Genomic DNA, 21,959 nt, shown 5'->3' with positions numbered 1-21,959 from the left:
GCAATACGGGTGAAAGGATCTTGGCGCGCCCCACCGGCGGGATACGCCCGGGAGGCCAGAAACCAGCAGCGGAAGCAGAATGTTCCGGGCGGGCAGAGCTGGCCGGCGGCCGGCTCCGGCACCAAATATACCCTCCTCGCCCGGGTTGCCCGGCACGGCAGCGGCATTTTTTGTGTGTTAAATTTTCGTTGCCGCATAAGCACTTTAGGGGCACTATATTCCCGAAAAGAAGCGGAAAACGGCGGAAAATCCTGGAAACAGGAAAAGTTTTCCACATTTTGCGTGTGGACAATCGTGGTTTTCCACAAAAAAGCTATTCGCGTACCCGCTGGCGCGTTCCTTGACACCTGGCTGCAGGCCGCCTGCGTGGTGGAGTAATGATGTTTAATGAGTTAGGGTTTGGATTTGTAAAATGATACTTCTACTTTTGCCTTCCATTTTTCAGAAACCGCGAAGACGCCGATGTACGCAATTGTCAACATAGCCGGGAAGCAGACTAAGGTCGAAGCCAATAAATTTGTATACGCCCACCGTTTGGCTGGCAACGTCGGCGACAGTGTGGAGCTGGGCAAAGCCATGCTCACCGATAACGACGGAACCATCACCATCGGCTCGCCGCTGCTGGACGTAGCCGTAACTGGTACCATTCTGGCGCACGTAAAGGGCGACAAGGTGCTGGTGTTCAAGAAGAAGCGCCGCAAGGGCTACAAGAAGCTGAACGGTCACCGTCAGCAGTTCACCAAAGTAATGATCAACAGCATCGGTTAATTTAGTGCCTCGTTGTTGGTGCCTGAGGCTTGGTTGGTTCAACTGAGCGGTTTCGGCCCAACAATTCCCAAGCACTAACAACCAAGCACTAAGCACTAAATACCATGGCACACAAGAAAGGCGTAGGTAGCTCCAACAACGGCCGCGAATCAGAATCCAAGCGCCTCGGCGTGAAGATCTTCGGTGGTCAGTCTATCATTTCCGGCAACATCATCGTGCGTCAGCGCGGCACCAAGCACCACCCCGGCCAGAACGTGGGTATCGGCAAGGACCACACGCTGTTCGCTATGATCGACGGCACGGTGCAGTTCCGCAAGGGCCGCAAAGACCGTTCGTTCGTATCGGTAGTTCCGGTTGCTGAAGCAGCTACCGCCGAGTAGTAACTATAAGTCTAGCGCAAGCAAAAGGGACGGCTCTCACGGGCCGTCCCTTTGTGCGTTGGGGTGTGCTATTAGCTGCCCAGCGCATACAGCACGGGCTTGCTGGGGCTGGCGTCCAGCTCTAGGCTAGTAGGCTGCAGGCTGAGCAGAAACAGCCCGTCTTCCACCTCGTCGGGCACGAATATCAGCTCGGTGATGGTGGCGTGGGTGCGGGTGGCATGCGGATACTGCCAGAAGGCGTGGTGCGCCAGCAGCTGGCCGCCGTCTTCCTCCCGGTCGACGCTGGGCAAATCCAGCAGCAGGTGCTCGATGTGGCGCTCGGCCAGGTAGTGGGCCAGGGCGGGCTCGAGGTAGGTGGGGTTGGTGCCGGAGTAGTGGCGGGTGCGCTTGGCGCGGTGGTTGGGAAGGGTGCGCAGCACCAGCGCCTCCAGCGGAACGGTAGCATCTGGGCCGCCTTCCAGCTCGCGGCGCACGTCTTCCAGTAATACCACCGCGTCGCCGTTGGCTTGCGGGCGGGGCTGCACCGATACCAGCCGGGCCACAAACAGGAAGCGGCGCAGGCAGCGGTTGAGCGTGGCTTGTGGGTCGGGCGAAATGTGGCCGTAGCACTCAGTGTGGGTGCCGTTGCCGTGGGGCGTAAGGTGCACGCGCTGGTAGTTGGTGCTGCCGCCCAGCGCTACGCTGCCCACAAAGTCGCCCACCCGAATCACGTCAACCTGCACCGGTTCCGCCCAGAAGCAGTTTACCTGGTTTTTGCCGGGCGCCAGCGGCAGGGAGATGTCCAGCGGCGCGGCCGGGTTGAAGGAGTAGGCGCGGCCGTGGTGCGGGTAAGTGGCAAGCATGCAGCGGTGGATTTGTGGAGTGGTGGATGGGTGGAGTGGCAGAACGTCATGCAGAGGCGCAGCCGAAGCATCTGGCGTGCTGACGTTGCAGTACTAGACTAACGAAGCGGTAGAGATGCTTCGACAAGCTTAGCATGACCAGATGGGGCAAGGCGTTCGGTGAAGGCAATACTACGCTAGCGGGATTCCTCGCGCTGCTCGGAATGACGTGCTAGGGGCAGCTCAGCTGCCAGTTGGTTTAGGATTTCGGCAATCTGGGGGGCGTGGCTGACGACCATAAAGTGGCCGCCGCCGGGGATAAGGTAGTCGACGGGCGTGGGGCCGGGCGGGAATACCCGGTCGTGGGTGCCCAGGATCTGGATGCTGCGGCCGGCGCTGGTGCTGTCCCAGTGCAGCAGCCGATGGATGGCCCAGCGCGTGTAGCGCGGCTCCATGTCCTGCAGAATCTGGTGAAACAGCTGGTATTCCTCACCGTTCCGAACGCCAAAATACCACTGGCCGGCCCGCGGAAATAGCTTCAGCCACTGCGGCGGAAACAGCCGGTAGGCGCCGCTGCCCCGGATCAGGCGCAGCAGCGGCGGCAGGCAGCTGGCATCGGGCACGCTACTGATGAGGATGGCCCGCGCCAGCGGCCGGATCCGGCAGATTTCCAGCGCCACCACCCCGCCAAACGACACGCCCACTAGCAAACACGGCTGCCCGGCCGGTATGGCCTCGGCCATGCGCGCCGCGTAGTGCGGCAGCAGTTCCTCCGGCTCCGGCAGCAGCCACTGCAGCACCTGCGTGGGGCCGTGCAGCAAGGGCTGCAGGTTCCGAAAAACCCGCTCATCCGCCCCCAAACCCGGTATCAGGTAGAACATTGGTTAAATGGCTTAATGGTTGAATTGTTAAATGGTTGAATGGTCAACTGGCTAGCTGTACAACTGCTTAACAAGAACAACGATTTAGTAATCAAGCCATTTAACAATTCAGCCATCCAGCAATTCAACTACTCACGGCTCTACCCGCAGAAACACGTCTTCGAGGTAGAAGATGTTGTGGGGCATGCTGGATTCGTATTCTGCGGCATCCGCGTCGTCGGCGTCGGGGTCGATGCTGATGTTGAACGTGTCGTCGGCGCCGTCGTCCTCGTCGGATTCATCGTCTTCGAAAGGACCGTCGGCAGGATAGGTGCAGGAGAGCTTGAGGGCCACGTTGGGCAGCGGCACCGGTGGTTCAGCCTCAGAAGTGTATTCGAGCAGGCAGGGCCATTCCGTGACGGTCGCCAAGGCGTCGGCCACGTCTTCCTGCAGCCGGTCGGCGCGCTCGGCGGCCAGGCGCAGCAGCAGGTCGAGCTGCTGGAACTGCAGGCCCAGGTGAAAAAAGTGCGGTTCCTGGTCAAAAAAGGTAGTCGCCCAGATGGTTACGTCATCGGAGTTGTCGAACACAATGGCCGTAATCTGCACCTGTTCGATGAAAAAGTCCGTGTCGTCGGCCAAAGCATCAATCAGTCTTCTCATACTTGAAGATTACGCGGATTTTTTGAATCCTCCGAAGCAAAGCTGTGCGGGCACAGCCAGCGGAATCCGGCCGGTGGCGAAGTCGCAGAGCGTTAGGGTAGTAGGAATGTAAGAATTTTGCGCCGGCTATGCGTGTAGCGCTAAGCTCCGGTTTGGCGACGAGCAACGCGAGTATCTACGCGTTGGCGCAAGTGGCGCGGTTTCGCGTACTCGCTGCGCTCTTCGCCAAGCCGGAGCTTAGCGTTACTCCGTCGGGCTCTGGAACAGAGTGAGGGTGATGTGGTCGGCGAGGAGCTTGCCCTGGTCGGTGAGGCGCAGGGTGCCGGCGTCGTCGAGGGTGGCCAGGTTGGTGGTCTGCAGCTCGTGCAGGTAGGCGGCCTGCTGGGTCAGCAAATCCACGCCGAGCGTGTCGCGCAGGTGGTACAGGTCGGTGCCGTAGGCGGTGCGCAGACTGGTCATCAGGTACTCGTTGGCGCGGTCCAGCGGCGAGAGGACTTCGATGGTGGCGGGCACCTCCTGCCGCTCCAGCACGGCGGCCACGTACTGCGGGTTGTTGGCGAGGGTGTACTGGCGGCTGTGGCCGTTGAAGGAGTGGGCGCTCGGGCCCAGGCCCAGGTAGGGCACGCCGCGCCAGTACGCCGAGTTGTGCCTAGACTCGCGGCCGGGCTGGCAGAAGTTGCTGATTTCGTACTGCTGGTAGCCGTGGCGGGCCATTTCCGAGAGTAGCAGCTCAAACTGCCGGGCCACGAAATCGTCGGGCGGGGGGCGGAACGTGCCTTTCTGCTGGCGGCGGCCAAACACGGTGTCGGGCTCCACGGTGAGGGCGTAGCAGGAGAGGTGCGGCACGCCCAGCGCGAAGGCCGCCGCCATGTCCTGCTCCCAGATGGCGTGGCTGTCGGCGGGCACCCCATAGATCAGATCCACCGAAATATTCTCGAAGCCTGCGTCCTGCGCCAGCCGCACCGCCGCGCCCGACTCCGTGGCCGAGTGCGCCCGGTTCATCAGGCGCAAATGCGGCTCGTGGAAGCTCTGCAGTCCGATGCTGAGCCGGTTGATGGGCGAGGCCGCCAGCTCCCGCACCTTCTGCGGCGTCAGGTCGTCGGGGTTGGCTTCTAGCGTGATTTCCACATCCGCGGCCACCCGGAAATGCCGGTGGATGGCGTCGAACAACTGTTTCAGTTCGGCCTGGGTGAGTAACGAGGGCGTGCCACCACCGAAGTAGATGGTGTCCAGCGTAGCCTGCGGGCCCAGGTAGTCGGCGCGCAAGGCCAGCTCCTGGGTGATGGCCTCCACGAGCCGGCTCTTCAGGGCCATGCTGGTGCTGAAGTGGAAGTCGCAGTAGTGGCAGGCCTGCTTGCAGAAGGGGATGTGGAGATACAGTCCGGGCATGGGCGGGTAGCGGGCGGCGCGGAAATGGGGCGGGCGCTACCGCAGGGGCAAAGATACGGCCGGGAGCGTGGGCGGCAGGCAGCTGCGTCAGCGAAGAATACTAGCAGGCCATAGTTGCCGAAAAGCGCGTAGCGGCGGCAGATTCGCCGGCAAACCTAGCGTCGCTATGTGGCTCTTTTTCGGGTTCCACACACCTGCTGCCGCTGGGTGACTTTTCCACAATGTGCTGGTGATTCAGTAGGCAGGCCAGGAAAACAACTTATCCTGCGCCGCTGTGCAGAATAGTGCTGATATCCAGAAGTTGCAGGCGCAGCTTGGGTGCCAAAGCGCCATCGGCTATAGCTTGCGTCTTCTGATTCAGAGCAGCAATTCGGGTATCGTAGCTGGCGATTAAGGCTTCAACAGAACCTGTGTTTGTGATGGAACCAGGCAAATCTTCCGCGCCTAAATCAAGTGTTCCTACCTTTTCCAGTCCGTTGTCCGCATCCGTGGTCAGACAAGGCAGCATATGTTCTCCTAGGCCGTGTACATAGCCTGTTGTTGCGGGAATCAGTATGCCAAAGAATCGGGCGGACGCAAAATCCTGCATCGTCGGCCTTCTCGCTTCCTTATAATCAATCAGGGTCAGATAGTAATGCTTGCTGGTTTTCTGTGCGACGAAAGCAGCGTAGAAAGTGAGTTGGTCGTAGCTGATAATCAGGCAGTCGCCTCTTCTGTACTTCGCGCGTTTACCTCTCACTGTATCTGTTGACGTAGGCTTCATGAATGTTGAATAACGATGTCCAAGCGTAAAATTGGGTTCCTCTATAGCCAGTAGTGGATAGCAGGAATCAAATCTACTGTTTGATACCGAGAAGCAAGAACGCCTCAATTATAATAGCTGCTATATCCCACGAACGCACGAAAACCCTGGTTTTGCGTTTACTTGCCATCATGGCTGCCCGCTTACTGCTTTTTCTGGGTTGGTGCTGGCTGCTGACGGGCAGCCCGAGCGCCGCGTGGGCCCAAACCACGCCGCTCAACCTCAACCTGCCGCCGCAGGCTATGCCGGCTATGCCACCGGACACCACGCGCGCCCTGCGCCCCGATACCACCCAGGCCAGCCGCCCCGACAGCGCCCGTGCCGCCGTGCCCGCCCGCCGGGCGGCGCTGCCGGTGCGCAAGCCCCGCGTGCTGGTGCTGGAAACCGAAGCCGCCGACCGCGCCGTGCTGCGCCGCTACCGTACCAAGCTGGTGCTGCCCGATTCGCTGGCCGTGCTGCGCGAAGTGCGCGAGCTAGTGCTGGCGCTGCAGGGCCAGAGCTACCTCACGGCCTCCGCCGACGCCATGCGCTGGCGCCGCGACACGGTGCGGGTGCAGCTCTACATCGGCGAGCAGTTTCGGTGGGCGCGGCTGCGCAACGGCAACCTCGGCGACGGCCTGCTCACGCGCGCCGGCTACCGCGAAAAGCTGTACCGCGAGCAGCCATTTCAGCCGCAGGAGTGGAGCCGGCTGCAGCAGCGCATCCTCACCGAAGCCGAAAACCAGGGCTTCCCGTTCGCCATCGTGCGCCTGGACTCGGTGCAGCTGCGCGGCGCCGATATTGAGGGCCGCGTGGTGCTGGAGCGCGGCCCGGCCATCGTGTTCGACTCGCTGCAGATTGTGGGCAACACCAAAACCAAAAAACGCTTCCTGACCAAGTATCTGCAGATTTTCCCCAACCAGCCCTACAGCCAGGAGCGGGTGCAGGAGGCGGCGCGGCGGCTACGGCAGCTGCCGTACCTGCAGCTCAAGGCCGAGCCAGAGGTGCGGTTTGCGCAGGGCCGGGCGCGGGTGTACCTGCTGCTCGAAGACCGCACCGCCAACCAGTTCGATGCCATTGTGGGCGTGCTCCCTAACCCCACGCCCACGCTCGGCCAGAAGCGCGTGCAGCTCACCGGCGACGTCACGATTGCGCTGCGCAACCTCAAGGGCGGCGGCAAAGGGCTGGGGCTGCAGTGGCGCAAGGTAGATGCCAACTCGCAGCAGCTCGACGCCCAATACAGCCACCCCACCTTCTTCGGCACGCCGCTGGAGCTCGACGGCAACTTCAACCTCTACCGCCAGACCGACCCCGTCAACGCCTTCCAGACGCTGCGGCCGCGCCTGCAGATAACTTACCCCACGGCGCGGGCCGGGCGTGTGGGCTTCTTCACGGAGTGGCGTAGCTCGCGCCTGCTGCTCGTGGACAGCCTGGCTACGGCTCTGCCCCAGAACATCGACTCCCGCTTCACTGCCTATGGCCTTGACTACGTCTGGACCACGCTCGACGACCCGTTTTTCCCGCGCACCGGGGTGCTGGCCAGTGGGCAGGCCTCCGTGGGCAGCAAGCTTATCAGCCGCAACGCCGAGCTGAAGGAGGAGCTATACCAGGGCCTGCCGCTGCGCACCACGCAGGTGAGCGTGAGCACCCGGCTGGAGCGCTACAACCGCATCGGGCGGGGCGGGGTGCTGCTGGCCCGGGTGCGCGGCGAGGCCCTGTTCAACCGCCGGCTGTTCCTGAACGACTTGTTCCGGCTGGGCGGCCTCTCCACGCTGCGCGGCTTCAACGAGCTGAACTTCTACGCCAGCCAGTACGCCGTCGGCACCCTGGAATACCGCCAGTTCACCGGCCCCGACGCCTACGTCTTCGCCTTCGTCGACCAGGGCTACCTGCGCCTCGACATCCTGACGGCCTCCAACGACGACGCGCCTACCGGCCTGGGCGCCGGCCTGAGCTTCCGCACCGGCGCCGGCCAGTTCCAGTTCGTCTACGCCCTCGGCCGCGACCGGCAGCAGAAGCTGGCCCTGGGCGCCGGCAAAATCCACTTCGGCATCACCAGCCGGTTTTAGGGTAGAACGATGTGGTGCCACGAGTTGCCCGCAGGGCCTCGTGGTACCACTATTGTTGAACGGCGCGGCTGGTTGTCGTTCAACGATAATGGTACCACGACAGAAAAAGTCGTGGCACCACACTTACACGCTCCTTTAAAACAACAAGGCCTCGCTGCATTGCAGCGGGGCCTTGTTAGTTATGGCAGTTGAAGGCAACTACTTCATCAAAGCGCTTTTCAGCTCGGCGGCGGCCATATCCTGGGCCTGGGCGGCTTGGGGCACTACGGCGGCCATCCCGAAGAACTCGTGCGTTACGCCCTCGAAGTTCTGGTACTTGGTGGCTACGCCGGCGGCTTTCAGCTTGTCGGCCAGCATGCTGCCGTCGCTCATCAGCGGGTCGAGGCTGGCGGTGATGACGGTGGTGGCGGGCAGGCCTTTCAGGTTGGCATTCACCAGCGAAATCATCGGGCTCTTGCCGTCGGCGGCGCTGCGCAGGTACTTGTCGAAGAACCACCCCATCATGGCCTTGTTCAGGGGCTTGGCCTCGGCGTTTTTCTGGTACGAAGGCGTGTTCATGTCGTAGCCGGCAATGGGGTACACCAGCACCTGGTGCAGGGGCATCATCACCTTTTTGTCGCGGGCCATCATGCTCACCGAGGCGGCCAGGTTGCCACCGGCGCTTTCGCCCACTACCGCAATCTTCTTGGGGTCTCCGTTAAACGAAGCAGCATTTTTCAGCACCCACTGGTAGGCTGCAAACGAGTCGTTGTGGGCCGTCGGAAACTTGTTTTCGGGTGCCTGGCGGTAAGCCACCGACACGAAGATGGCGCCGGTTTTCTCCACCAGCCCGCGCACGGAACCGTCGTAGGTATCGAGGTTGGCAATCACCCAGCCGCCACCGTGGTAGTACACCACCACCGGCAGCGGGCCGGTAGCGCCTTTAGGCGTGTAGATGCGCACTTTCACACCGGGCATCACCATGCGGCTCATGGTATCGGCCGTTACGGCTGGCGCGGGAATGTTCTTATCGCGCATCAGCTTCATCACCGCGTCGGCGGGCGTGGGCTGCTGGCGGGCTTCCTGCGCGGTCAGGGTTTCGATAGGCTTGCCACCCATCGTGCCCAGCGTTTCAATTACGGCCTGCATTTCGGGCTTGATGCCGGTAGCCCAGGCTGGGGCGGGGCCGGTGGGCTGCACGGCCATGGCACCGGCGGCCTTCGCCGTGTCCGTGGCCATCATGGTCGAGTCGGAGGAGGCGGTAGTAGTGGCGGAGTCGGTGGTTTGGGTGGTGTTGCAGGATGCCAGACCGAGGCCGGCTAGCAGCAGCGAGGCGGCCAGCGTGTTGCGCGTGAGAGACGTGTGGTGCATGAGTAGGAGTTACTTGGGGTTCGGTAGTACAAAAGAGTGAGGGGCTTTACGGCAGGTTGGTGTCTGGGGTGGCAGAACGGCACAATTGTGTACACTAAATGGAAACTTGCCCGGGTGAGATGAAAATTTTGTGGCTGACAATCAGGGGCCAACCGTCGGCCAGCCGGTATTTGTGCGCGCTGGTGTCGCTATTCCAGAAAACCCTCTTACATTTGTATTACCAAACAGTGCGGGGTGGAGCAGTTGGTAGCTCGTTGGGCTCATAACCCAAAGGTCACTGGTTCGAGTCCAGTCCCCGCTACCTTCAAAAAGGCCAGATAGTTCTTCGGAATTGTCTGGCCTTTTTTCATGCCTGAAAGTGTCGTGGTTGCTTCGTAAAAGATAAAAATTTATTATATAAATAATATTTTATATATTCCCTTTATCTTCTTCTCTAACACCTGCTGCCATGGCTGCCAAGTACAATGTAAAGCAATGTGCCATAGAGTTTCGGGTGACGCAGGCGGAGTTTGCCAACGCCATCCTCTATTATGAAGGCGTGTTTGGCGTCAGCCACCGCAAAACTGACCAGCCGGAGCTGGTGTTGCTGACGGCCTACAAGAAGAAAAAGAAGGAACGGCTATTTTACGTGGGTATCCGGGCCATGGCAGAGGGTAGCACGGTGCTGGGGCCGGTGGTGTACTGGTTTACCGAAAGCAGTATTCAGGACGCATATGACGACCTCCTGAATGGCCAGAAACCCGGCCCGCAGGACGAGCCGCCAGTATCCGACCAAGGCGGGCACTACCGAACCAGTGTCATCGATGCCTTCGACAACCGGTTTGGGTCCATCAATCCCGATTACCCGCTGACGCTGGCGAAAGAGCCACCATCGGAGGTCTAAAGCGGGGTGCCCAAGCCCCACGGCTATGCCAGCCGACGCATCCTCAGTAGATACCACACGACTTGACGCACGCAGCCATGAGCGACACGGCCCGCCGGGTACTGATTGAATACCGGATTCCGAAGAAGGACTTCGCCCAAGCCGTGCGCCATTACGCCGGCCTGTTTCTGCCGCAGCTGCCCGATCCTATGCCCGAGGAGCAGCTGGTGATTGAAGTATTCAAGGTGCCCAACGACGACGAGTATTTTCAGTGCGAGCTGTGCCTGACCTGCGTGCCCGAAGACGCCACCCCCACCGACAACGTGCCGCTTGTATTCTGGGGCACCGATGCCATGGACGTTGTTGCGCCACGCGCGCCGGAAGAAGCCGCCGAGGAGCCGTCAGAGGCGGAGGAACCTGCGGAGGCGGGCAGCCAGGTGCGGCGCCGAAGCTTTGCTGAGCGGGAGGCGGGCATTGTGGATGCGTTTGGCAACCGCACGGGCTTCATCATCAATCCGGACTTTCCATAGCCGCCGCGCGCCATACTGCCCGGTTGCCTTTCTGCGTCTGCCTTCTTATCCGCCCACTGGCCATGCTGCACAATCCGCGAAGATGTATTGTTGACTACCGGGTGCCGGAAGCGGACTTCGATAAGGCCGTTGCGCACTACGGCAAGCTGCTGGACCGGGAAAAGCCGGACGTGGAAAAGCCACTGCTGGCTGTTTTCAAGGTGTTCACGGCCAACATCGACCCGCTCGAAACCACTTACCAGGCCGAGCTGCGGGTAACGGGCGTGAAGGCGGGCTCGCCGGCGCTGCAGCATAGCCCGGCCGTTTACTGGGGCTCCGATGAGGTAGACGGCGACTTCGCGCAGCTTGAGCACGCCGGCGAACTGCCGGGAACCACCAAGGAACCTGTGCAGCCCGACCCGTCGGGCATGTATACCACCCCCCGGCTGGGCAGCCTGGTAGACGTGCAGGGCTACCGGATGGGTGTGGCCATCAATCCCGATTATCCGGGCCGGAAGGAATGGATTACACTGCTGCTGCTGCTCAGTGGCGCGGGCAAGCTGCTACTGCTGGGTGCTGCCGGCGGCTAGCGCAGGCCGGCGTTTCTGAAGCCTGCGGGCCGCTTTCCGCGGGTGCTTTACCCTGGCTATGCTGCCACTATCTTGTGCCTGCTGCTTATGCTGCGCTGTCATCCACTGGTTTTGCTGTTGGCGGCAGGAATGCTGACCGGTCCCGGGGCAAGGGCGCAGTCGCGCGCCCTCGATAGTCTGCGCCAGGTGGTAGCCACCCACCCGCAGGCCGATACCACCCGGGTGCGCAGCCTGCAGGCGCTGGCGACGGAGGTAGGCAAGCAGCAACCGGTAGAAGCCATTGCCCTAACCAAGCAGGCGCTGGCCCTAGCCCGCCGGATTACCGACCCCATGGGCGAGGGCCAGGCGCTGCTTCGGCTGGGCACGCTCTACCGCCGCCAGGCCGACTACACGCCGGCCCTGTACTACACCGAGCAGGCCCGCCGCCTGTTTACGCGCCGCGCCGACCGCGCCGGCCTCAGCAACGTGTACATGCAGCTCAGTCTGATTTACATGGTGCAGGGCAGCCCCGTGCCCGCCATGCAGGCCGGCCTGAAAGGGCTGCATCTGGCCGAGCAGGTGCACGACCAGCAGGCCCAGGTGCGGCTGCGCGTGACGCTGGGCAACATCTACAATCAGCTGGGCGACTACCGCAGTGCCGTGCTGGTGCTGCAAACCGCCCTGCGCGACGCCCGCCAGCTTGGGGATGAGCGCGCTGTGGCCTCCGCCCTGAACGTGCTGGGCAACTCCTACCAGCAGCAGCGGCGCTACCGGCTGGCGCTGGCCAGCTACCAGCAGGCCATTGCCCTCAACCGCAAGCTCGGTGACAGCAAGAGCGAGGCCATTGATGAGATTGACGTGGCCGAGCTGCATGAGGAGCAGGGCCGCCATGCGCTGGCCCTGCTGCACGGCCAGCGTGCCCGCCAGCTTACCCGCACCGGCAACGACGTGTTCAGTTTGCCCGCCGCAGAGCTGATTATGGCGCGCGTGTACCTGGCCCTCAACCAGCCCGACAGTGCCATTGTGCTGGCCCGGCATGGCCTGCAGCTCAGCCAGCAGCACCGCAACAACGAAAACATCCGCAACGCCAGCGACGTGCTGGCCCGCGCCTACGCCGCCCGCCACGATTCGGCGCGGGCCTTTACCTACCTGCAACTATTTGTAGCATACAAGGATACGCTGTCGGGCAAGCAGGTGCAGGAGCAGACCAGCGCCCTGCGCTACGGTTTCGAGCTGGATAAAAAGCAGCAGCAGATTGCCCTGCTCACCAAAACCCGCCAGCTGCAGGCCCAGAAAAGCGCCCGCCAGCGCCAGCAGCTCTATGCATTGCTGGCGGGGCTGGGCGGCCTGCTGGTGCTGGCCTCGCTGCTGTGGCGCAACATCGTGCTCAAGCAGCGCGCCAACCGTCAGCTAAACGAGCGCAACGACCAGATTGCCCAACAGCGCGACAACCTCGACCAAGCCCTGCACCAGCTGCAGGCCACCCAGAGCCAGCTGGTGCAGCGCGAGAAGATGGCCAGCCTCGGGGAGCTGACGGCCGGCGTGGCCCACGAAATCCAGAACCCGCTCAACTTCGTGAACAACTTTGCGGAGGTGAGCGGCGAGCTGCTGGCCGAGCTGCGCCAGGAGCTGGACGCCGAGCCCCTGCCTGCGCCCCGGCGCGCTGTGCTGGGGGCCCTGCTGCAGGACCTGGACGGCATGCAGCAGAAGATAGCCGAGCACGGCCACCGCGCCGACAGCATCGTGAAGGGCATGCTGGAGCACTCGCGCGCCAGCACCGGCCAGCGCCGCCCCACCGACCTCAACGCCTTGGTCGATGAGTACCTGCGCCTGAGCTACCACGGCCTGCGGGCCAAAAACAAAAACTTCAACGTGCTCATAACCACCCACCTCGACCCCCACATGGGCCTGGTGGAAGTGGTGCCGCAGGATTTGAGCCGGGTGCTGCTCAACCTGTTTACCAACGCTTTCTACGCCGTAGCCGAAAAGCAGCGCCACCTGGCCCGGCCCTACCAGCCAGAAGTGAAGGTGTGCACCCGCCGCCATCCGAACGAAGTGGAAATCCGGGTGCGCGACAACGGCACTGGCATTGCCGCTGCCCTTACCGACAAGGTGTTTCAGCCGTTTTTCACCACCAAGCCGCCTGGCGAAGGCACCGGCCTGGGGTTGTCGTTAAGCTACGACATGGTAACGCGCGTGCATGGCGGCACGCTGTCGGTGGAGACGCAAGAAGGCGAGTTCACGGAATTTATCATCCGGCTGCCGCTGGATATTGAAGACTAAATCAAGTAAAATAGTTATAAAATTTATTTGTTAAGTATACGTAAATTGCTCTTCTGAAAGGTGTCTGCCATTTTCTTACTCATTAAGACTGCTACGATGAACATACTGGTAGTCGACGACGAAACGGACGTGAAGCCGTTGTTTGAGCTGCGCTTCCGCCGCGAGATTCGCAGCGGGGAGCACCTGTTCACGTTCGTGTTTTCGGGCGAGGACGCCCTGGAGTACCTGCACCAGCACCCCACCGAGCCGGTGGTGGTGCTTTCTGATATCAATATGCCGGGAATGAGCGGACTGGAGCTGTTGCGGCGCATCCGGGCCAGCCACGAGCTGCCTGCCACCCGCGTGCTGATGCTCACGGCCAACGCCGACGACGCCAGCCGCCAGCAGGCCCGCTACGACGGCGCCGAAGACCTGCTGGCCAAGCCCGTGGACTTTGCCGCCCTCAAACACAAGCTTAGCCTGGAGCCGGCCGCATGAAAACCAAGATTCTGGTAGTTGACGACGAGGCCGACCTGCAGCTGCTGATCCGGCAGCGCTTCCGCCGCAAAATCCGGGAGGAAGCCTACGAGTTTCTGTTTGCCGGCAACGGCGAAGAGGCCCTGGCCGTGCTGGCCGCCCACCCCGACATCGACGTGGTGCTGGCCGACATCAACATGCCCGTGATGGACGGCCTGACGCTGCTCACGCACCTGCGCGAGGCCAACCCGGTGGTGAAAACGGTGATAGTCTCGGCCTACGGCGACATGGCCAACATCCGGACGGCCATGAACCGCGGGGCCTTCGACTTCGTGTGCAAGCCGGTGGATTTCAACGACCTGGAGTTGACCATCGAAAAAACCATTGCCCAGGTGCAGGAGCTGCGCACGGCCCTGCACATGATGGAGGAAAACAAGGTGCTGCGCCTCTACGTCGACGAAACGGTGCTCAAGTTCATGGCCCGGCCCGAGTTCAGCAACCGGCTGCTGGCCAGCGAAACCGTGCAGGCCACGGTGGTTTTCATTGATATCTGCGGCTTCACGATGCTGGCCGAGAAGATGCCGGCCCAGGAGGTAGTGGCCATGCTTAACACCTACTTCGACCAGATGGTGAAAGAGATTATCACGCAGGGCGGCTACGTCGATAAATTCATTGGCGACGCCGTCATGGCCGTATTCCGCGGCGACTACCACCTCGACCGGGCCATTGATGCCGCGCTGGCCGTGCGCAGCCTCGTGCAGACTATCCCGCGGGCCCTGCCCGAAAGCCTCGACTATGAGCCGGCTGTGTCCATCGGCATCAGCTCCGGCGAAATGGTGTCCGGTAACATCGGCTCGGCCACGCTGCGCCGCCTCGACTACACCGTCATTGGAGATGTAGTGAACCTGGGTCAGCGCCTGCAGGATGCCGCCCAGCGCCACCAGATCCTCATCACCGACGCCATCCATACCCGCGTGCAGGACTCATTCCGGTGCCAGGCCGTAGGTGAGGTGCGCCTCAAGAACAAAGCCGAGCCGGTGCTGCTGTATGAGGTATTGGAGTGATTGTTAGTGATGAGGTAGTGGGGTGATGAGGTGAATGGTTGAACGTCATGCAGAGGCGCAGCCGAAGCATCTCGCGTGCTGACGTGGGCCTCACCCCCCGGCCCCCTCTCCTTCAGAGAGGGGGGGGGGCTGACGTATTTGCTCAGACGGCCGTGTTTTTTGGGATTAGCCCGCGGGCGAGATTCCTCGCGCTGCTCGGAATGACGTTCTTTCTTTACCTGTCACCCCATCGCCCCATCGCCCCATCACCTCATTAACAAAAGTCACCAAAAGTCACCCCACCATTTCATTCTGGCGGCGCAGGCGCTGGCAAAGCACCCGCACTACGTTGCGCAGCACCTCGCCGCGCTCCTCCATTAGCTCGTAGAAATCCTCCTGATCCAGTCGGAACAGGCGGGCGGGGCCGGCGGCTACCGCCGAGGCGGAGCGCGGTTCGGCATCGAACAAGGCCAGCTCGCCGAAACACTCGCCTTTGCCGAAGCGCGCCAGCTGCCGCGGCCCGTCCAGGATGTCGACCTCGCCGGCGTACACCACAAACAGGCAGGCACCCAGCTCCCCTTTCCGGAAGATGAGCTGCTGATCGGCGTAGCTGACTTCCTGCAGGATGGCCACAATACTGGTCAGCACGTTTTCGGGCGTTTCGGCAAATAGGGCCGTGCTTTTGAGCAGCAGCACCTGCTCGATGATGGAAACGGCGGCGGTATCGGAGGCGGGGTGCATGAGGTAGGTAGAAAGGGAGGGATGCGCAGCCAGCAGCTGCTGAAAATGCGCGTAGCCATTGATGCGAAGGTGGTTCAGGGCCAGCAGGGCGCTTTCCTGCAGCAGAGGCTGGCTGGAGTGCAGGTAGGGCCGCAGCCAGCGCAGGTCGTGGGCGGTGGGCTGCCAGTGGCGCAGCGCCATGCTGAGCGTCCAGGCAGAGAATACGGCCTCGCCCTGGCGCACCACAAACGCGCTCAGCGCTTCGGTGCCGGGCAGCGGGGGCAGCAGGTCGTTGAGGAGGCGGGCCTTTTCGGCCGGGGGCAGGTGGTCGTCGAGCACGGCCTGCAGGGCCAGGTAGAGGCTGCGCGGCAGCACGTTGTCGAGCAGCTCCAGGGCGTTGGCGCGCCGCTCCGGGCTGGCCTGCGCCAGGTTGCGCTGCGCCTGCACTACGGTGGTGGTTTCGTAGAGCTGCACCAGCAGGCCGAAGATGCGCTGCTGCAGGCTGGCCAGCTCATAGGCGAGGCTGGCAGCCAGCGGCCCGCCCGGCTCAGTGCCCAGCCCCCGCAGCAGGCGGTGCGCCAGCGTGATTTCCTCGCGCAGCAGCTTTTTGAACAGGGGCCGGTCGGTGGGGTGGGGATGAAAGCTGCGTAAGGCCCGCAAAGCAACGGCGCGCAGCGCCAGCGCGGGGCGTTGCACCAGCTCCAGCAGCAGCAGCCGGCTCGCCGGACTCCCGATGCGGCCCAGAATAGCCGGCAGGTGCAGCATAGCCGGCGTAACCGGTAGCACCGGCCGTAGCGCCTGCCGCAGGTGCGGCAGGGCTGCATCGGCGAGCTGCACGAGGCAGGCGGTGGCCGGGGCCCTGAAGGCAGCGTGCGGCAGCAGCTTCAGAAGAGCCGGAGCCAAGTCGAGGGTGGCGTGCACAGCGGCCGGTACCTGCAGCACGGCGCGCAGGCCGGCCTGCACCACGCCGGGGTCAGGGCTGCGGAGCGCCTGGTGCAGCAGCGCCGCCTGCTGCGAGGCGGGCAGGTAGTGGCTGAGCCCCAGCGCGGCCTGCCGCGCGGCCGGCGTTGGCAGCGCCAGCAGCCGGGCCAGGCTTTCCTGAGCAAGTGCGCAGTTAGGCTTGGTGGCCAGCCGCCCATGCAGCGCCCCGGCGCAGGCCGCCACGTCGGCGGGGTTCAGCAGGGCTTGCAGGGTTTCCAATACCAACAAGGGGTGGCTGCCGAGGCGCTGGGCCGCGGCCTGGCGCAGGTGTGGGGCGGGGTCGGAGGTGGCCAGCCGGTGCAGGAGCTCCGGAGGCAGCTGGCTGCTGGGCAGCAGCAGCAGGGCCTGGCTGCGCACTTGGTCGTTGGGGTAGTGGAGCAGGGCAGGGGCCGCTTCGGCCAGGGCTTCCGGAAAGTGTACCTGCAGCCACTGCAGCGCGGGCAGCACCTCGGCGGGGCGCGGACTGCCAAGGCTGCGCAGCATCAGGGCCCGGGCCGTGGCGGGCAGGGCCAGCTCCCGGTGGTCGATGAAACGCAGCTCCAGCGCTTCGTGGAGTTCGGCCAGGTAGTGCTGGTAGGCCCGGTGCAGCAGCCACAGCGCCGCCAGCAGCAGCAGTCCCATCCACACCAGATGGCCCCAGGTGCTGCGCAGCCCCAGCAGCGGCAGCCCCAGAAACAGCCCCCCCGCCAGCGCCATGCCCAACGGCTCATACAGGCCCTTGAGCATAGTGTGGCCCTGCAGCCGCTGCACCGCACTCAGCGGCTGCAGCAGCACCAAGAATATGGGGTCGAACACCGCCCGGCGCAGCACTTCCACCAGCAGATACAGCGTGCAGCAATACAGCAGCACCCGGTTTTCGGTGAGGCCCAGGGCCCGCAGCGGCACAAACAGCAGCACTGCCACCAGCAGCGCCAGCGGCAGCACGGCCAGCGCCCAGCGCGCCCCCAGCCGCTCCAGCGCTGGCCTCGAAACCAGAAGCTTAAAGACCGTGGCCAGCAGATACGTAATGGCCAGCATCTGCCCGATGTAGACAATCAGGTCGGTGGAGTGATGGTAGCGCTGCTTCACGTTCACGAAAAACAGGTACTCGGTGCCGGCCATGACGGCGGCCAGCGCCAGCACGCCAAGCCCCATGGCCCTCACCAGCGCGGTGCCGCCCGGCAGCCACGATACGGCCGCCGGCTGCCAGGGCCGCGCCGGCACGTGGCGCGCGTGCAGCGGGTGCCGCCGCAGAATGGCGCGCAACGTGAAAAACGTGCTGGCATACAGCAGCAGCGCCGTTGCCAGCAGCAGCGTTAGCTGGGCATGGGCATAGACGGTGGTGGCCAGCACGGCCCCCAGGGCCTTGGCGGGCAGGTCGCCGGCGCTGATGAGGCTGAACAGGCGCTTGCTCTGCCGCACATCAAACACCAGCGCCGACAACCCCCAGAACTCCAGGTTGGTGAGCAGATAAATCAGGCGGTAGCCCACCACCAGCGCCAGCACCGCCGCCAGCGAGTGGCCCAGCAGCAGCAGCGCCGCCACTCCACCCGTGAGCAGCAGCACCGCCACCAGCACCCACACCGCTAGGTACCGCAACGACAGCCGATGCTCCAGCCGGGCGTAGGCGCGCCCCACCAGCACCAGCGCCAGCGCCGCCACCAGGTACGAGAGCGGCAGGCTGTGGTCGGGGTGGCTTTCCAGTAGCACCACTGAGGCCGTGACGTACACCAGCATGGTGCCGGCCCCCAGCAGGAAGTGGTGCAGGAAAAACAGCCAGACGGTAGTTGCCTCCGGGGTGCGAATGCCGAGCAGCCGGTGCCAGTACTGCGCTGCGTTCATCGGGTCAGGGTATTTGATTCGATATTTTGTATAATATATTATTAATTAAGTATAAAAATATCAGTCAAGTCAGAAAAGTAGTGCCCGCCACAGACTCCTGCACGGACGGCAGCAACAGGCGTGAGGGTACAAATGGAGAACCGCCTTGCAGACAGGCCCAAACGCAAACTTCCCCGGCCGGCACAGGGCCGGTCGGGGAAGTTTGCGGGTCAGAAATTTAGAAAGGGCTTAGTTCAGCCACACGGTCAGAATTACTTCGAAGCGGTGGGGGGCAAAAGCGTTGTAAAAGGGTGCTTCGCCCTGAAAGCCCAGCACGTGAATGAGCGGTATGCCTTCGGTGCGCGAGTCGACCACGCGCACCGGGTACAGTTCGCCCTCCGCGGGCCAGTCGCCTACGTGGTTGTAGGGGCGTTGGCTGTCGTCTACGCAGCGGGCGTAATCGACGAAGGGAGCGTGCCGGGTGGCTTCGGCCAGGGTCAGGTTATCTACTTCGTATGCCATAAGCTCTTGTACAAAAAGCGTGAGGTTTTGATTCATTGAGAGTCGCAAAGCGGCTCCGGGGTTGCAGGAGGTGTGTTTGGTGATGGGGTATGTTTGGGTGACGAGGTGATAAGGTAAATGGTGACAGGTAAGATATACAGTGGCATAGTAGAAGGTATGCCGGCCGGAAAAATTATTTTTCTGTCACCTATTGCTTGTCACGTTTCACCATTCACCTCATTACCCCATCACTGGAAACTACAAACTAAACTGCAGACTGAATTTCACCCCAAAGTTACGGGCTCCCGGCGAGCTACGGTATGTGAGGCGGTGCAGGAAGTCAACGCGGGCCACCCGGAAGATGTTTTCGACGCCGTAGCCCACCTCGGCGTAGGGCAGGCGGCCCAGCGGCTGGAAGCGGGGCAGCGGCTCGCCGCTGGCAGGGTCTAGTTCCGGGATGATGGCGTCGTTGGCGCGGGCTACGCCGCCGTAGAGCACGTTGCCGGTAGCTACCAGGCGCCAGTTCAGCTGCTTGAGCGCCGGCACCGAGTTCAGCAGAAAGCCCTCGAAGTGGTGGTCGAGGCGCAGGGCCACGTACCGGTCACTCACGAACTCGAAGTAGCGCATCAGGTTGTAGGCCCCGGCGTTGTAGAACGGCGACTGGTTGCCGAGGTGAGCTTTCAGAATGGGGTAGGGCACCGTGCTCGGGATGTAACCGGCATCCAGCGTGTAGGTGCTGCGGCCCAGCTGGCCCAGGCGCACGCTCTGCGCCACCAGCAGGTTGAGCTTGTGGTAGCGGAAGTCGCCGCCCAGAAACCGGTTGAGGCCCAGCGTGTAGCGCAGCGTGGTGATGGGCAGGCGCTTGAGCCCAAACGAGGTGCGGCGGTTCTGGTTTTCGTTTTGCACCAGCACCTCGTCGGGGGCGTAGCGCGACTCCAGCACGATTTCCGACAAGCTGAACTGGTCGTCGGTGGGGGCGCCCACGCGCACGTCGCCGGTGTAGTAGGCGAAACGGTAGAGCGGCCGGAACTGCTGGTGCCGGAACGTGACCTTCTGGGTGAAGCCCCGAAACAGATCCGACTGCAACGACAGCGCCGACAGGTCGCGGAGCACGGGCCGGCCCCGGTCGATGTTGCCGAGGCGGGCCGAGGCCTCAAACAGCGGGTTTTCCAGCGCGTAGTCGTTGTCGAGCAGCGCCACCTGGTCGAGGTCGTGTCGGTATTCGAAGCCCAGCGTAGTCCAGGAGCGGCGGTCGAGGACGTGGGTGGCGCGGGCGCCGTACTTGAAGCGGCCGTCGCGCAGGCCGTAGGCCAGGTAGGCGCGCACCGTCCAGTCGCGGCTGATTTCGGGCGTGGTCCGGAACCCGATGCGCGGCCGCAGCCCCTCGATGTTGTTGTAGCCCACGGTGGCCAGCACCGGGCCCAGGTCGAACTTGCCCACCCGGTAGTAGCCGTTCACCACCACATCGGCCACCTCCAGCAACGAGCGCACGGCCGGCAGCTTACGCACCGAATCCAGCACCATCAGGGTGCGCGCCTCCTGCACGCTCAGCGTATCGGGGCGGTTCAGTTCAAAGAAGTTGTCGGGCTCCTTGCTGGCCGGGCCCACCGGGGCGGCCAGGGTTTCCAGCGGCCGGTCGTAGAAGGCCAGTGGGTGCTCTTTCTGGGCCTCGAAGTTGGAGTTGATGGTGACGAAGCGGGCTACCACGCCGGTGCTTTGCTTGCTGGGCCGGATGCCCACCAACACCCGCGTCTGCAGCGGCAGCCAGGGGCCGGCCGCGGTAGGCGTCAGGTCCTGCTTTACTTTGATCTGGTCGATGAAGTTGAGGTTGGCTTCGGGGCTGACATACACGTCGATACGGCGCAGCGCGTAGCTGTCGGCCGTAATCCAGATGGTGCCCGTGAAGGCCAGATCCTGCGCCCGGCGCGGCGTCACGGCCAGCTGGTAGCAGTAGTCCTTGCCAATGAAAACCGAGTCCTGCAGCTCGTATTCGTAGGAGAACTTCCAGCCGTCGGCAATCGGCGACACAAAGTCCTTGCCCATGATCTGCTGCCAGTTGCGGTAGAAGTCCCAGTCCTGAAACGAGGAACCTGTCACCTGCGAAATCACCGAGCCCTCACGCGGGGCCATGCCGCGCATGCGGCTGTGTCGGATTTCCTCGCGGCGGCGCAGCGGCTGGCGGAGCACATAGTACCGCGAGTCGATTTCGGTGGCGAAAATGGGCACCACCGGCTTGCCGTCGGCGCCGCGCTCCAGCCCTAGGCTGTCGGCCACGGCTGTCATCTGGCGCAGCACCTTGCGGTTGCTCACCTGCGCGGGCAGGTTATTGAGGCTGATTTCGGTGCGGTTGTAAGAGTCGAATTCGAAGGCATCCAGCCGGGCCTTGTTGTTGCGGTTTTTCTGCTGCTGCACGCGCCGCATGATGGCGTAAGCCGGATTCTCGCGGGGCCGCACCACCACCTCGCCCAAGCTCACGGCCCCGGCCCCAAGCGCAAAGTCGATGGTCTGGCGAGCGGCCTCCCGCCGGATGGGCTTCTTGAGGGCCGCAAAGCCCATGGCCGACGCCACCACCGTGTCGGCCGGGGCGGTGCTGAGCGAGTAGCGGCCGTTTTCATCGGCGGTGGCGCCAGCCGTGGTGCCGGGCACAAACACCGACGCAAACGGCACCGGCTTGCCCGTGGCGGCCTCCGTGATGCGGCCGGTCAGCAGCAGCTGCTGGGCCTGGGTTGAACCGGCGCCGGCCAGCAGCAAAAGCAACAACAGAAAGTGGTAGCGGTAAGGAAGCAACAAGGGCAATCGGCAGCTAGAAATCAGATAAATGACAGACGGCGAGGCGTAAGATACGGCTTTCGGATAGCCCTGCCATGCCTCTCACACAGCGCAAGCGAAAAAGCGCCTACTACGTTCCGCAGTCCTTATACAGAAGAGGGTTATCGTCAGGTTATCAAATTGTTAGCATGGAGCCGGCTGCTGCGCCACCACCATGCAACGGCGGGGGCGCGCATAAGCCAGCGGTGTAAAAGGAGCGAGCAGGTAACCGACGAGTAACGCCGTGGAATAGCCCGCCTGTATAGCCCAGAGTGCATATAAATGTCCGGACACCATTACCCGCCGGGAAAAGCCACTTTCAGAACACGCCCGGAAATCGGGGAATTGA

Annotated in this window: 19 protein-coding genes and 1 tRNA gene; 11 read left to right on the top strand and 9 right to left on the bottom strand. The window is 62.9% G+C overall.

The genetic code is table 11. From position 1 onward, the window contains the following. The first annotated feature begins 9 nt into the window (after nt 1-9). The 3 genes from O9Z63_RS16505 (at nt 10) to rpmA (ending at nt 1,148) form a co-directional block, all read left to right on the top strand. Nucleotides 10-378, top strand: coding sequence for a hypothetical protein (locus O9Z63_RS16505; RefSeq protein ID WP_270126441.1), 369 nt, complete (start codon nt 10-12; stop codon nt 376-378). A gap of 84 nt (nt 379-462) precedes the next feature. After that, nucleotides 463-768, top strand: a complete 306-nt coding sequence (gene rplU / locus O9Z63_RS16500; RefSeq protein ID WP_044015375.1) for a 50S ribosomal protein L21 — start codon at nt 463-465, stop codon at nt 766-768. Between the two features lie 104 nt (nt 769-872). After that, nucleotides 873-1,148: a 50S ribosomal protein L27 gene (rpmA, locus tag O9Z63_RS16495; RefSeq protein ID WP_270126440.1), complete on the top strand. Its 276-nt coding sequence runs from the start codon at nt 873-875 to the stop codon at nt 1,146-1,148. A 71-nt stretch (nt 1,149-1,219) separates the two neighbouring features. Here the strand turns inward: rpmA and O9Z63_RS16490 are convergent, their stop codons facing one another. From O9Z63_RS16490 to O9Z63_RS16470, 5 genes are all read right to left on the bottom strand, one after another. Beyond that, complete coding sequence (locus O9Z63_RS16490) at nt 1,220-1,990, bottom strand: cyclase family protein (protein ID WP_270126439.1); 771 nt, start codon at nt 1,988-1,990, stop codon at nt 1,220-1,222. Nucleotides 1,991-2,166: 176 nt separating this feature from the next. Then, a complete protein-coding gene (locus tag O9Z63_RS16485) occupies nt 2,167-2,850 on the bottom strand; it encodes an alpha/beta fold hydrolase (protein ID WP_270126438.1) in 684 nt (227 codons plus the stop codon). A 132-nt stretch (nt 2,851-2,982) separates the two neighbouring features. Beyond that, on the bottom strand, nt 2,983-3,489 hold the full coding sequence (locus O9Z63_RS16480; RefSeq protein ID WP_270126437.1) for a hypothetical protein: 507 nt from the start codon (nt 3,487-3,489) through the stop codon (nt 2,983-2,985). Nucleotides 3,490-3,732: 243 nt separating this feature from the next. Then, nucleotides 3,733-4,878: a radical SAM family heme chaperone HemW gene (gene hemW / locus O9Z63_RS16475; protein WP_270126436.1), complete on the bottom strand. Its 1,146-nt coding sequence runs from the start codon at nt 4,876-4,878 to the stop codon at nt 3,733-3,735. A gap of 259 nt (nt 4,879-5,137) precedes the next feature. Continuing rightward, complete coding sequence (locus tag O9Z63_RS16470; protein WP_270126435.1) at nt 5,138-5,641, bottom strand: hypothetical protein; 504 nt, start codon at nt 5,639-5,641, stop codon at nt 5,138-5,140. Nucleotides 5,642-5,811: 170 nt separating this feature from the next. Between O9Z63_RS16470 and O9Z63_RS16465 the strand changes: the two genes are divergently transcribed. Next, nucleotides 5,812-7,728, top strand: a complete 1,917-nt coding sequence (locus O9Z63_RS16465) for a BamA/TamA family outer membrane protein (RefSeq protein WP_270126434.1) — start codon at nt 5,812-5,814, stop codon at nt 7,726-7,728. Nucleotides 7,729-7,926: 198 nt separating this feature from the next. Here the strand turns inward: O9Z63_RS16465 and O9Z63_RS16460 are convergent, their stop codons facing one another. Beyond that, nucleotides 7,927-9,078 carry an alpha/beta hydrolase gene (locus O9Z63_RS16460; protein WP_270126433.1) on the bottom strand — a complete coding sequence of 384 codons (1,152 nt, stop codon included), beginning with the start codon at nt 9,076-9,078 and terminating at the stop codon, nt 7,927-7,929. Nucleotides 9,079-9,306: 228 nt separating this feature from the next. On the opposite strand from O9Z63_RS16460, the gene O9Z63_RS16455 reads away from it, so the two are divergent. The 7 genes from O9Z63_RS16455 (at nt 9,307) to O9Z63_RS16425 (ending at nt 14,821) form a co-directional block, all read left to right on the top strand. After that, nucleotides 9,307-9,379, top strand: a tRNA-Met gene (locus tag O9Z63_RS16455). Nucleotides 9,380-9,526: 147 nt separating this feature from the next. Next, on the top strand, nt 9,527-9,961 hold the full coding sequence (locus O9Z63_RS16450; protein WP_270126431.1) for a hypothetical protein: 435 nt from the start codon (nt 9,527-9,529) through the stop codon (nt 9,959-9,961). 62 nt (nt 9,962-10,023) lie between these two features. Further along, nucleotides 10,024-10,470, top strand: coding sequence for a hypothetical protein (locus O9Z63_RS16445; protein WP_270126430.1), 447 nt, complete (start codon nt 10,024-10,026; stop codon nt 10,468-10,470). A 62-nt stretch (nt 10,471-10,532) separates the two neighbouring features. After that, nucleotides 10,533-11,039 carry a hypothetical protein gene (locus O9Z63_RS16440; RefSeq protein ID WP_270126429.1) on the top strand — a complete coding sequence of 169 codons (507 nt, stop codon included), beginning with the start codon at nt 10,533-10,535 and terminating at the stop codon, nt 11,037-11,039. A gap of 129 nt (nt 11,040-11,168) precedes the next feature. Then, the gene (locus tag O9Z63_RS16435) at nt 11,169-13,301 is read left to right on the top strand and encodes an ATP-binding protein (RefSeq protein WP_270126428.1); all 2,133 of its coding nucleotides are present in this window, start codon (nt 11,169-11,171) and stop codon (nt 13,299-13,301) included. Nucleotides 13,302-13,397: 96 nt separating this feature from the next. Continuing rightward, a complete protein-coding gene (locus O9Z63_RS16430; protein ID WP_270126427.1) occupies nt 13,398-13,778 on the top strand; it encodes a response regulator in 381 nt (126 codons plus the stop codon). Continuing rightward, on the top strand, nt 13,775-14,821 hold the full coding sequence (locus O9Z63_RS16425) for an adenylate/guanylate cyclase domain-containing protein (RefSeq protein WP_270126426.1): 1,047 nt from the start codon (nt 13,775-13,777) through the stop codon (nt 14,819-14,821). The genes O9Z63_RS16430 and O9Z63_RS16425 overlap by 4 nt, the downstream gene beginning before the upstream one ends. A gap of 273 nt (nt 14,822-15,094) precedes the next feature. Here O9Z63_RS16425 and O9Z63_RS16420 read toward each other — a convergent pair whose 3' ends face one another. The 3 genes from O9Z63_RS16420 to O9Z63_RS16410 all read right to left on the bottom strand — a co-directional run bounded on the left by O9Z63_RS16420 (nt 15,095) and on the right by O9Z63_RS16410 (nt 21,592). Then, nucleotides 15,095-18,322, bottom strand: coding sequence for a cyclic nucleotide-binding domain-containing protein (locus O9Z63_RS16420; protein ID WP_270126425.1), 3,228 nt, complete (start codon nt 18,320-18,322; stop codon nt 15,095-15,097). A gap of 228 nt (nt 18,323-18,550) precedes the next feature. Further along, entirely contained in the window at nt 18,551-18,823 is a 273-nt protein-coding gene (locus tag O9Z63_RS16415; protein WP_156109136.1) for a hypothetical protein, read from the bottom strand. Nucleotides 18,824-19,060: 237 nt separating this feature from the next. Next, the gene (locus O9Z63_RS16410; RefSeq protein WP_270126424.1) at nt 19,061-21,592 is read right to left on the bottom strand and encodes a DUF5686 and carboxypeptidase-like regulatory domain-containing protein; all 2,532 of its coding nucleotides are present in this window, start codon (nt 21,590-21,592) and stop codon (nt 19,061-19,063) included. Nucleotides 21,593-21,959: the final 367 nt, after the last annotated feature.

Origin of the sequence: Hymenobacter yonginensis (assembly GCF_027625995.1) — a bacterium.
Taxonomy (GTDB): Bacteria; Bacteroidota; Bacteroidia; order Cytophagales; family Hymenobacteraceae; genus Hymenobacter; species Hymenobacter yonginensis.
This window is presented reverse-complemented; position numbering and strand designations above follow the sequence as displayed.

Coding starts and splice junctions, on each gene's coding strand:
- O9Z63_RS16440 (WP_270126429.1), top strand. CDS start 10,533: ATGCTGCACAATCCGCGAAGATGTATTGTTGACTACCGGGTGCCGGAA.
- hemW (WP_270126436.1), bottom strand. CDS start 4,878: ATGCCCGGACTGTATCTCCACATCCCCTTCTGCAAGCAGGCCTGCCAC.
- O9Z63_RS16490 (WP_270126439.1), bottom strand. CDS start 1,990: ATGCTTGCCACTTACCCGCACCACGGCCGCGCCTACTCCTTCAACCCG.
- O9Z63_RS16450 (WP_270126431.1), top strand. CDS start 9,527: ATGGCTGCCAAGTACAATGTAAAGCAATGTGCCATAGAGTTTCGGGTG.
- O9Z63_RS16485 (WP_270126438.1), bottom strand. CDS start 2,850: ATGTTCTACCTGATACCGGGTTTGGGGGCGGATGAGCGGGTTTTTCGG.
- O9Z63_RS16465 (WP_270126434.1), top strand. CDS start 5,812: ATGGCTGCCCGCTTACTGCTTTTTCTGGGTTGGTGCTGGCTGCTGACG.
- O9Z63_RS16420 (WP_270126425.1), bottom strand. CDS start 18,322: ATGAACGCAGCGCAGTACTGGCACCGGCTGCTCGGCATTCGCACCCCG.
- O9Z63_RS16425 (WP_270126426.1), top strand. CDS start 13,775: ATGAAAACCAAGATTCTGGTAGTTGACGACGAGGCCGACCTGCAGCTG.
- rpmA (WP_270126440.1), top strand. CDS start 873: ATGGCACACAAGAAAGGCGTAGGTAGCTCCAACAACGGCCGCGAATCA.
- O9Z63_RS16435 (WP_270126428.1), top strand. CDS start 11,169: ATGCTGACCGGTCCCGGGGCAAGGGCGCAGTCGCGCGCCCTCGATAGT.
- rplU (WP_044015375.1), top strand. CDS start 463: ATGTACGCAATTGTCAACATAGCCGGGAAGCAGACTAAGGTCGAAGCC.
- O9Z63_RS16430 (WP_270126427.1), top strand. CDS start 13,398: ATGAACATACTGGTAGTCGACGACGAAACGGACGTGAAGCCGTTGTTT.
- O9Z63_RS16460 (WP_270126433.1), bottom strand. CDS start 9,078: ATGCACCACACGTCTCTCACGCGCAACACGCTGGCCGCCTCGCTGCTG.
- O9Z63_RS16480 (WP_270126437.1), bottom strand. CDS start 3,489: ATGAGAAGACTGATTGATGCTTTGGCCGACGACACGGACTTTTTCATC.
- O9Z63_RS16415 (WP_156109136.1), bottom strand. CDS start 18,823: ATGGCATACGAAGTAGATAACCTGACCCTGGCCGAAGCCACCCGGCAC.
- O9Z63_RS16470 (WP_270126435.1), bottom strand. CDS start 5,641: ATGAAGCCTACGTCAACAGATACAGTGAGAGGTAAACGCGCGAAGTAC.